8 protein-coding genes are annotated in these 9,827 nt (G+C 67.1%); 5 read left to right on the top strand and 3 right to left on the bottom strand.

The features are described 5' to 3' along the window. Nucleotides 1–46 precede the first annotated feature (46 nt). Nucleotides 47–490, top strand: coding sequence for a hypothetical protein (locus ACEN9G_RS22480; RefSeq protein ID WP_483126990.1), 444 nt, complete (start codon nucleotides 47–49; stop codon nucleotides 488–490). A gap of 21 nt (nucleotides 491–511) precedes the next feature. Here the strand turns inward: ACEN9G_RS22480 and ACEN9G_RS22485 are convergent, their stop codons facing one another. From ACEN9G_RS22485 to ACEN9G_RS22495, 3 genes are read right to left on the bottom strand one after another with little or no spacing between them, the layout of a single operon-like run. Beyond that, complete coding sequence (locus tag ACEN9G_RS22485) at nucleotides 512–2,188, bottom strand: GH39 family glycosyl hydrolase (RefSeq protein ID WP_483126991.1); 1,677 nt, start codon at nucleotides 2,186–2,188, stop codon at nucleotides 512–514. A gap of 8 nt (nucleotides 2,189–2,196) precedes the next feature. Then, entirely contained in the window at nucleotides 2,197–3,183 is a 987-nt protein-coding gene (locus tag ACEN9G_RS22490) for an aldo/keto reductase (RefSeq protein ID WP_413342898.1), read from the bottom strand. 12 nt (nucleotides 3,184–3,195) lie between these two features. Next, nucleotides 3,196–3,663, bottom strand: coding sequence for an SDR family NAD(P)-dependent oxidoreductase (locus ACEN9G_RS22495; protein ID WP_413342906.1), 468 nt, complete (start codon nucleotides 3,661–3,663; stop codon nucleotides 3,196–3,198). Between the two features lie 113 nt (nucleotides 3,664–3,776). Here ACEN9G_RS22495 and ACEN9G_RS22500 point away from each other — a divergent pair, with 113 nt between their 5' ends. The 4 genes from ACEN9G_RS22500 (at nucleotide 3,777) to ACEN9G_RS22515 (ending at nucleotide 9,713) form a co-directional block, all read left to right on the top strand. After that, the gene (locus ACEN9G_RS22500; RefSeq protein ID WP_413342900.1) at nucleotides 3,777–4,691 is read left to right on the top strand and encodes a LysR family transcriptional regulator; all 915 of its coding nucleotides are present in this window, start codon (nucleotides 3,777–3,779) and stop codon (nucleotides 4,689–4,691) included. A gap of 62 nt (nucleotides 4,692–4,753) precedes the next feature. Then, the gene (locus ACEN9G_RS22505) at nucleotides 4,754–6,229 is read left to right on the top strand and encodes a sodium:solute symporter (RefSeq protein ID WP_413342902.1); all 1,476 of its coding nucleotides are present in this window, start codon (nucleotides 4,754–4,756) and stop codon (nucleotides 6,227–6,229) included. Nucleotides 6,230–6,240: 11 nt separating this feature from the next. Continuing rightward, a complete protein-coding gene (sppA, locus tag ACEN9G_RS22510) occupies nucleotides 6,241–8,112 on the top strand; it encodes a signal peptide peptidase SppA (protein ID WP_413342904.1) in 1,872 nt (623 codons plus the stop codon). A gap of 269 nt (nucleotides 8,113–8,381) precedes the next feature. Then, nucleotides 8,382–9,713, top strand: coding sequence for an efflux RND transporter periplasmic adaptor subunit (locus ACEN9G_RS22515; protein ID WP_483126992.1), 1,332 nt, complete (start codon nucleotides 8,382–8,384; stop codon nucleotides 9,711–9,713). Nucleotides 9,714–9,827 lie beyond the last annotated feature (114 nt).

The following is a 9,827-nucleotide window of genomic DNA, read 5'->3' on the forward strand; positions in this document are numbered from 1 at the left end:
TCCGGGCCTGTGTAATAATGACAATAACGCCCCCGCGTCCACTGTCATGCAAAGGCCCACCATGCGCGCGCTCACCGGTCTCTTCGCCTGCCTCCTCGCCACCGCCGCGCTGCCGTCCCAGGCAGCCGCACCCTCCGCGGCGCATCCCTTGCTGGGAATCTGGATCCTCGCGATCCCGCAGCTCGGCTGTTCCGAGACGTACCACTTCCGCGGCGACGGCACCACGCTCGTGAAAAGCGCGGACGAAGTGTCGGAAAGCGAGTTCACGGTCGCCGAAAAACCCAGCGCCAAGGGGTTTTATAAACTCGACGACAAGATCGTGAAGGACAACGGCAAGCAGGACTGCTCCGGCGAGATCATGAAGCCGGGCACGCGCGCCACCAACTACATCCGCTTCCACCCATCCGGCGCGCGCTTCGTGATGTGCCGCGACGAGACGATGGAGGCATGCATCGGGCCGTTCGAGCGGATGCCGGGGCAGGGAATCTGACCCGGAATTCCGGTCTCCGATTCAGTAGGTGAGTGTCACCAGCGACACCGCCTGCCGCGGCAACTGCATCCTGACCGTGGCGGCGCCATCCTGCGTCGCCACCGTCGCCGCCTCCATTTGCGCCAGTTCGCTCGCCTTCTGCAACTCGGCCACCTGCGCCGCCGTCGGATGCGCGGGCGACCCCATGCGCTTCCACGCGGCGTACGAATTGCTGTGCTCCTGGTCGATGCGGTAATGCCGCAACTGCACCTGTCTGGCGGGAATGCCGGCGATGTGAAGCTCGACCGGCGAGCCGGCGTCGATGATGTCGTCGTCGTGGTAGTTCCAGACCAGGACGGACACGCTGTGCGCGTCCTTCGCCGCCAGCGCATCGATGTCGGTGCGCGCGCCGCGCACGCCGGCGGCCTGGATGCGGGCCGCGTCGTAGGCGCGGTCGCCCGTCACCGCCACGCGCTCGCCGCGCATCTTGCCGAGCATGCGGAACACGTTCAGCACCGGCTTGTTGACGCCATTGGTCGCCAGGTCGCGGAAGCCCGCGAACCACGGCTGGTCTTCGAACTCGAACGACCAGTTCACCGCGCCGATCAGGTTCACGCCGCGCCGCGCGGCCAGGTCGTACTCGCGCGCGATCGACGCCGCCGTGTAGCTGGCGTACAGCGTGCCGTTGCGGTAGGCGTTTTCCGGATTGGTCTGCATGCCGCAGGCGGCACAGCCTTCCGGGTCGGATTCGCCGACGATGACGGGGATGTTTTTAAGTTCCGGGTATTTTTCGACGAGCGCGAAGCCTTCGTCGAGGTGACGGAAATGCGTGCCCATGCCCATGCGGACGATGCCGTCGACGACCTTCGGCGCGCCCTTGGCGTGGAACGCGACGAAGTCCAGCGGCGTGCCGGTCTTGCCGGTCGCGTAATTGGTCTCGTGCAGGCAGTGCTGCAGGAAGTCGTCCATGAAGCGGCCCGCGCCGGCCGTGTGCGGCCCGCCGATGCGCGCCGCCGGCAGCGCGCGCTTCACCGCGGCGGCCGCGTAGTCGTACATCTTGAAGTACTCGCGCTTCGAGTCCGCCGCGACCAGGTAAGAGAGATCCGGCTCGTTCCATACTTCCCAGTACCAGCTCTCGACTTCCTTCTGCCCATAGCGCGCCACGCTGTGCTTGACCCATTGGTAGATCAGCTCGGACCACCTGGCGTAGTCATTCGGCGGCGTGGCCCAGCCGGTGAAGAGCGCCGGGTAGGGCGGGCCCGGCTTCCAGTGGTGGCGGTACGGTTGCGGGCGCTGCGACAGCGCTTCCGGCATGAAGCCGATCTGCGCCAGCGGCTTCATGCCGCGTTCGATGTACGTGTCGAAGATGCCGTCGATGATGGTCCAGTCGTAGACCGGCTTGCCGTCCTTGTCTTCGCTGTACATATTCGTCGAGCCCCACTTGAGCGCATAGCTGCCGTCGCCCGACGTCATGAGGTTGTGCGTGCGGACGTGGACCGGGACCGGGCTCAGGGCGGCGATGTCGCTCAGCAGTTTTTTGCCGTTGGGCGCCGTCGTGTAATTCGGTTCGTCGTAGCCGAACCAGGCCCAGATCGGCGTCAAGGGGCCCTTGACCTGCGTGGCGTCGATGGCCAGCCTGACCGTCTGTGGCGTGGAAGGTTCGGCGGCGTGCAGCGGCGCGCAGGCCGCAAGGAGGAGGGCAACGAGATGTCTCTTCATGTCGACGATCACCAGAGATGGTGCACGTGGGGTGCGATCCGCTCGCGGTACAGCGCGCGCAGCTGTTCCATCGCCGCAGGCGGAATGGCGTCCAGCGCGCTGGCCTGGCTGTTCGCGATCGCCTGCGCGGCATTCCTGGCGCCCGGGATCACCGTGCTGACGCTTTGCTCCATCAGGATCCAGCGCAGCGCGAATTGCGCCATCGTCGCGCCGCCCGGCACCAGTCCGCGGATCCGTTCGACGGCCTCGAGCGCGAGGTCGTACGGGACGCCGGCAAACGTCTCGCCCTTGTCGAACGATTCCCCCTCGCGGTTGAACGCGCGGTGATCGTCCGCGGCGAACGTCGTGCTGGCGCTCATCTTCCCGGTCAGCAGGCCCGACGCGAGCGGGACGCGCACGATCACGCCGACGTCGCGTCGCGCCGCTTCCGCGAAGAACAGCGTGGCTGGACGCTGGCGGAAGATGTTGTAGACGATCTGCACGGTGGCGACATTCGGGTATTCGATGGACTTCAGGCCCTCTTCGACCTTCTCGACGGAGACGCCGTAGTGGCGGATCTTGCCGGCCGCGACCAGGTCGTCCATGGCGCCGAAGACGTCCGGCCGATAAAAGACCGGCGTCGGCGGGCAATGCAGCTGCACGAGGTCCAGGCAGTCGACGCGCAGGTTGCGCAGCGACCGCTCGACGAATGCCGTCAGGTTGGCCTTCGTATAGCCTTCCGCCACGTGGGGCGACAGGCGGCGCCCGGCCTTGGTGGCCACGAACGGCCGCTCGCCGCCGCGTTCCGCGAGCACGTCCGCGATGAGCCGTTCGGAACGGCCGTCGCCATACACGTCGGCGGTATCGATGAACGTGACGCCATTGTCGAGGGCCGCATGCAGCGCGCCCTTGGCGTCCTCCACGCTGACATCGCCCCAGGAGCCGCCGATCGCCCAGGCGCCGAAGCCGATGTCCGAGACGGCCGCACCGGTACGGCCCAGTTTTCTTTGTTGCATCTTTTTTCCTTCTTAAACCATCAGTTGTCCGCCATTGACTTCGATGACCTGGCCAGTGAGATAGCCGGACAGTTCTTTCGAAGCGAGAAACAGGTATGCGCCCACGCACTCTTCCGAAGTGCCGGCGCGCCCCATCGGGATCGTGCCGACCTGGGCCGACAGCAGGTCGGCGGGCGTGTAGCGGTCATGGAAGGCCGTCTGGATCACCCCGGGCGCGACGGCGTTGACGCGGATACCGTCGGCCACGAACTCCTTCGCATGCCCGCGCGTGAGATCGCCGTGGACGACCACGGCACGGTCCGGTGCGCCGGCGGCGACGCGCTCGGCGCCGGCGCGGTTGGTGCCGTAGTGGATCGCCACACGGGCGCCCTGCCCGAGGAACCCGAGCGCAACCGCTGCGCCGATGCCGGCCGAGGCCCCCGTGACGAGGATGCGCTTGCCGGCAAGGTCCGGGATGTTGAGTTCGCTGCGAGATGACATGGGCATGGGGACGGTCGCGAGTTGTCGAGCCATCTTTATACCGCCCAGCCTTGCCGCAGTGCTATCATTCAAAGATGAGCCGCATTCATCGCGGCGATGATTCTCTCTCAACCATGTCCCTGATCGATCGCGTCGATTTCGCCGACCTGCGCCTGTTTCTCGCCATCGTGCGCACGCGCAGCTTCAAGGCGGCCGCGATCCAGCTGGGCCTGTCGCCATCGGCGGCCAGCCACGCCATGCGCCGGCTGGAAGCGCGCCTCGCCGTGAAGCTGCTGAACCGTTCCGCGCGTTCCGTCACCCCGACCGATATCGGCCTCGAACTTGCAAAGCGCCTGGAGGACGGCTTCGACGCGATCGGTGCGGCGCTCGGGCTCATCGACTCGGCCACGCCCGCGCATGGCGAACTGCGGATCAACGTGTTCGCGGACGCGGCCCATCTGTTGATCGAACCGGCGATCGTGGCGTTCGCCCGTGTCTATCCCGACGTACGGCTGACCGTCGTCGTGGAAGACCGGCCCATCGATATCGTCGAGGAAGGCTACGATGCCGGTGTCCGCTATGGGGATTACGTTCCGGAAGACATGGTCGCCGTACCCCTGAGCGGCCCCCAGCGCTGGGTGGTGGCGGCGGCCCCGGCGTATCTGGCCACATACGGCGAGCCGGCGCATCCCGACGACCTGGCGCGGCACCGGTGCCTGCAACTGCTGCTCGGTGACAATTCGGCCTACAAGTGGGAATTCGACATCGACGGCGAACGGCGCCGGATCCGTGTGCCGGGACCGGTCACGATCAACGATACGGCCACGACGATCGCCGTGGCGAAATCCGGCGCGGGCCTGGCCTATCTTCTCGAATCCAGGATCGCGGGCGAACTGGCCGAGGGCAGCCTGCGTATCGTGCTGGATGCGTTCGCCGCGCGCGGCGAGCCTTTCCACATGTACTACAGCAGCCGGCGCCACAGTCATCCGGCGCTGCGCGCCCTGATCAACATCATCCGTGCCCGGCAGTCCCTGCCGCCCGTCGGCTGAAAGCCTGCTGCCGCGCCTTGGGTGTATATTGCCGGGCGATCAGACAACTTTTTGGATCCCCGATGTCCCCGGCTTTACTTTTCTGCATCCTCATCGCGTATTTCGCCCTGCTGCTCGGCGTCGCCTGGGCCACGGGGCGGGGTGCCAACAACGACAGCTTTTTCATCGGTAACAAGAGCAGCAACTGGATGCTCGTCGCGTTCGGCATGGTCGGCACCACGCTGTCCGGCGCCACCTTCATCAGCGTGCCGGGCGCCGTCGGGGCCGACGGCTTCGGCTATGCGCAAATCCTCATCGGCTACGTGATCGGCTACATCGCCGTCGTCTACCTGCTGCTGCCCCTGTACTACCGCCTCCGCTTGACCTCGATCTACCACTACCTCGACGTGCGCCTCGGCCGGCGCGCCTACCAGAGCGGCGCCGGGTTCTTCATCCTGTCGCGCCTGTTCGGCGCCACGGCGCGGCTGTACCTCGTCGTCGCGGTCCTGCAGACCATCATCCTCGACAGCCTCGGCATCCCGTTCTGGCTCACGACCTTCGTCATCCTCGGCATGATCCTGCTGTACACGGTCCAGGGCGGCGTGAAGACCATCGTCTGGACCGATACGCTGCAGACCACGTGCATGCTGGCTGGCCTGTTCGCCTGCGTCGCGTTCATGCTGGGCCAGCTCGACCTGACGATCCCCGAGGCGCTGCGGCAGATGCAGGACAGGGGCCTCGCGCGCGTGTTCACGCACGACCCGGACAGCCCCGGCTACTGGCTCAAGCAGATCGTGGCCGGCGTCTTCATCGTGCTGACGATGACGGGCATGGACCAGGAAATGATGCAGAAGACGATCTCCGTGAAGACCTTGCGGGATTCGCAGAAGAACCTGCTGAGCCTGACCGCCGTGCTGGTCGTCGTGCTGTGCGCCTTCCTGTTCCTCGGCGGCCTGCTGTACCTGTACGCGCCCATCGCCGGCGTCACCGCGACGGGCGACCGGATCTTCCCGGCGGTCGTCATGGGCCACCTGCCCGCCGCGGTGCAGATCATCTTCCTGATCGCGCTGATCTCGGCGCTGTTCCCCAGTGCCGACGGCGCCATCACGGCGCTGACGTCCACGTTCTGCATCGACATCCTCGGCATCAAGCGCCGCACCGACCTGACGGAACACCAGCGCATGCGCCTGCGCCGCCACGTGCACCTCGCGTTCGCCGCGCTGTTCCTGGCCATGGTGCTCGTGTTCAAATGGGTGGACAATCCCAGCATGATCGTCGTCATCCTGAAACTGGCCAGCTATACATACGGACCCTTGCTCGGTCTGTTCGCCTTCGGCATGATGACGACGCGGACGCTGCACGACCGCCTCGTGCCCGTGGTGACCATCGGCGCGCCGATCCTGTGCGCGCTGCTGGAGTATTACCAGCATGCGCTGCTGGGCAGTTACCGCCTCGGCCTCGAACTGCTGATCGTGAACGGCGCCATCGTGTTCGCCGGGCTGTTCGCGATCTCGCGCCGCGCCGAGCCGTCCGCACTGACCGAACCGAATCTCAACTAGCCGGAGCACTAATGTCATTCAAGCCTTTCTCCTCCCTGGGTCGCGGCGTCAAGGCGCTGTGGCGCGGCCTCGACGCCACCCGCCGCTTCGTGCTGAACCTCATCTTCCTGGTCATCCTGATCGCCTTCGTCTGGGCTATGTTCGGCGGCGGCCTCAAGCCGCTGGCGCCCAAGACGGCGCTCGTGCTCGACCTGAAGGGCGAACTGGTCGAGGCGCGCGCCGGCAGCGTGCGCGATTCCGTCGTCGCCGGCCTGTCGGGCAACGGCCGCCGCCTCGTGCGCCTGCCGGACGTGCTGAAGGCGCTGGACGGCGCCGCGAAGGACAGCAACGTGAACGAGGTGCTGGTGCTGCTGGACGAGCTGGATGGCGGCGGCCTCGCGTCCGTGCGCGAGATCGGCGCCGGCATCGAGCGCGTGAAGGCGGCCGGCAAGCGCGTGGTCGTCTGGGGCGGCAACTTCGACCAGAAGCGCTACCTGATCGCCGCGCATGCCAGCGAGATCTACCTGCATCCGATGGGCATGGTGCTGATCGAAGGTTTCGGCCGCCACCGCAATTACTACCGCGACGCGCTGGACAAGGTCGGCGTCACCGTCAACCTGATGAAGGTCGGCACGTATAAAAGCTTCGCGGAGCCGTTCATCGGCAACGGCCCGTCGCCGGCCGCGCAGGAGGCGGACGCGTTCCTGTACAACGGCCTGTGGACCGCGTACACGGACGAAGTCGAGAAGGCGCGCAAGCTGCCGGCGGGGTCGATCGCGAAAGGCATCGACGAGCTGCCGCAGCGCCTGCAGGCGGCCAACGGCAACGCGGCCAGGGTGGCGCTGGACTGGAAGCTGATCGACGGCGTCAAGACCCGCGACGAAGTGCGCGACATGTTCATCAAGCGCGGTGCGTACGACGACCGCATCAAGAGCTTCCGCCAGGTGAGCTTCGGCGACTACGTGGCGCGCCATCCGGAGAAGCCCTTCGGCGACGCGGTCGCCGTCGTCGTCGCGGCCGGCGACATCACGGAAGGCACGGGCGGCCCCGGCATGGTCGGCGGCATCTCGACGGCGAACCTGATCCGCAGCGTGCGCGAGGATTCGTCGGTGAAGGCCGTCGTCCTGCGCGTCAATTCGCCGGGCGGCAGCGCCTACGGTTCGGAACTGATCCGGCGCGAGCTGGAACTGACGCGCGCGGCCGGCAAGCCGGTCGTCGTGTCGATGGGCGACGTGGCCGCGTCGGGCGGCTACTGGATCTCGATGGCGGCCGATGAAGTCATCGCCGACCCGTCCACCGTCACCGGTTCGATCGGCGTGTTCGCCATCCTGCCGACCGCGGACAAGGTCGTCGACAAACTGGGCATCCACACGGCCGGCGTGACGACCACGTGGCTCGCGGACGCCTACAACCCGCTGCGCCCCCTCGATCCGCGCTTCGGCCAGCTGATCCAGTCCGCCATCAACCACGTGTACGACGAGTTCACGACCAAGGCCGCCCTTGCGCGCAAGACGACGCCGGCCAAGATCGACGAAGTGGGCCAGGGCCGCGTGTGGACGGGCACGCAGGCCAAGGAACGCGGCCTCGTCGACCGCCTGGGCAGCTACGGCGACGCGCTGCGCTCGGCCGCCAAGCGCGCGAAGCTGGGCGACGATTTCCGCGTCACCTATGCCGAGCAGCCGACCACGCTGGCCGAGCGCGTGCTGGAACGCATGGGCCTGTCGGACGCGCAGATCCTGAACGTGCAAGTGAAGCTGGGCCTGCTGCCGGTCGACCTCGGCGCGGCCGCGCTGGGCGGCAACGCGACGGCCGGCATCGCCAGGGACCTCGGCTGGCTGTCGGCCGTCGCCGACCGCAAGCAACCGTTCGCGGCTGTCACGCATTGCCTGTGCGGGGTGCCCTGAACCTTTCCGGAGCGTTAATCTTTGTAACAGCGTGTAGTCAGGCAACCATACGTTGCAACACGGGCGTGGGAATCCTCCCGCGCCCGTTTTGTTTGGATCTCCCCGCATGTAGGCTGCTTCTGTGTAAAGCCGTGTAAAGATGCAACTTCCTGTGCCCGGAGAGAGGATACGCTCACCGTACGTTACGAAACATAAGGCAATGCCAGGCCGTGCTACATTTCAAAGGAACATTTATTGTGCTTTTGAACACTCGGCCACCAGGGATCAGAATGGATTCGACCGTCACACCCGACAAGAATAAAACCCCGACCCAACCCAAGCGCTCGCGCCGCACCCGCATCATCGGGACCCTCATCGCCGTCGTCGCGATGGGCGGCCTGGGCTGGCTGGCCTGGCACCTCGTGCACCAGCAGCCGCAGGGCGCGCCCGGCGGCGCGGGCAGGCAGGGCGCGGGCGGACCCGGGGCGGGCCGCGGTGGTCCGGGCGGCGGGCGCGGCATGCCGGCCACGACGGTCGGTGTCGGCAAGGCCGAGCGCGCCGACATCCCGATCGTGCTGGACGCCCTCGGCACCGTGACCCCGGCCGCCGTCGCGACCGTGCGGCCGCAGGTCGGCGGCGTGCTGCAGAAGATCCTGTTCACGGAAGGCCAGCTCGTCAAGCAGGGCCAGGTGCTGGCGACCATCGACCCGCGCCCGTCCCAGATGGCGCTGCTGCAGGCGACGGGCCAGCGCCAGCGCGACGAGGCCCAGCTCGAATCGGCCAAGGTCCTGCTGTCCCGCTACCAGACCCTGCTCCAGCAGGACTCGATCGCGCGCCAGGACGTCGACACGCAGGCGGCCCTCGTGAAACAGCTGCAGGGCGCCGTGACGACCGACAAGGCGGCCGAAGGCATCGCCCAGATCAACCTCGGCTACACGCAGGTGCGCGCCCCGATCGCCGGCCGCGTGGGCCTGCGCACGGTGGACATCGGCAACCTGGTGGCCAGCAGCGACGCGAACGGCATCGCCGTCATCACCCAGCAATCGCCGATCGACGTCGAATTCGCCGTGCCGCAGGACCACCTGCCCGCGATCCAGGAGCGCATCAACGCGAACGCCACGCTGCCCGCGACGGCGCTGGATCGCACCCGCACGCGCGAGCTGGCGCAGGGCCGCTTCATGGCGCTGGACAACCAGGTCGACACCTCGACCGGCACCGTCAAGGCCAAGGCCCGCTTCGGCAACGAAGCGTCGAAACTGTTCCCCAACCAGTTCGTGAACGTGCGCCTGCAGGTGAACGTCATCAAGAACGCGATCACGGTGCCGGTGACGGCATTGCGCCACGGCGCCAACGGCGACTACGTCTACGTGCTGAATCCGCAGACCCGCACCGTCGCGCTGACGAACGTGAAGCGGGGCGAGGAAGACGCCGAGCGCGTCGAGATCACGAGCGGTTTGAAAGGCGGCGAGACCGTCATCACGGAAGGCGCCGACCGCCTGAAGGATGGCGCGAAGGTGACGCTGCCGGGCGAGCATCCGGCGCGCGGTGCCGGTGCCGCCGGCGCGAAGCAGGGCCAGGGCGGCCAGCACCGCCGCCGCCAGCAGGAAGGGGCGGCGCAATGATGCAGTTTGCCGGAACCCGTGACTTATGCACGTCGTTCCCGCGCAGGCGGGAACCCAATCTCTGCATGCGTCCCGTCGGCTCGACGAAATTGGGCCCCGGCCTGCGCCGGGGCG

It is taken from the genome of Massilia sp. Masssp94 (assembly GCF_059491305.1).

What these genes read in the sequence shown, in the direction of transcription:
- ACEN9G_RS22480 (WP_483126990.1), top strand. Translation starts at nt 47, where the DNA reads ATGCAAAGGCCCACCATGCGCGCGCTCACCGGTCTCTTCGCCTGCCTC.
- ACEN9G_RS22485 (WP_483126991.1), bottom strand. Translation starts at nt 2,188, where the DNA reads ATGAAGAGACATCTCGTTGCCCTCCTCCTTGCGGCCTGCGCGCCGCTG.
- ACEN9G_RS22490 (WP_413342898.1), bottom strand. Translation starts at nt 3,183, where the DNA reads ATGCAACAAAGAAAACTGGGCCGTACCGGTGCGGCCGTCTCGGACATC.
- ACEN9G_RS22495 (WP_413342906.1), bottom strand. Translation starts at nt 3,663, where the DNA reads ATGTCATCTCGCAGCGAACTCAACATCCCGGACCTTGCCGGCAAGCGC.
- ACEN9G_RS22500 (WP_413342900.1), top strand. Translation starts at nt 3,777, where the DNA reads ATGTCCCTGATCGATCGCGTCGATTTCGCCGACCTGCGCCTGTTTCTC.
- ACEN9G_RS22505 (WP_413342902.1), top strand. Translation starts at nt 4,754, where the DNA reads ATGTCCCCGGCTTTACTTTTCTGCATCCTCATCGCGTATTTCGCCCTG.
- sppA (WP_413342904.1), top strand. Translation starts at nt 6,241, where the DNA reads ATGTCATTCAAGCCTTTCTCCTCCCTGGGTCGCGGCGTCAAGGCGCTG.
- ACEN9G_RS22515 (WP_483126992.1), top strand. Translation starts at nt 8,382, where the DNA reads ATGGATTCGACCGTCACACCCGACAAGAATAAAACCCCGACCCAACCC.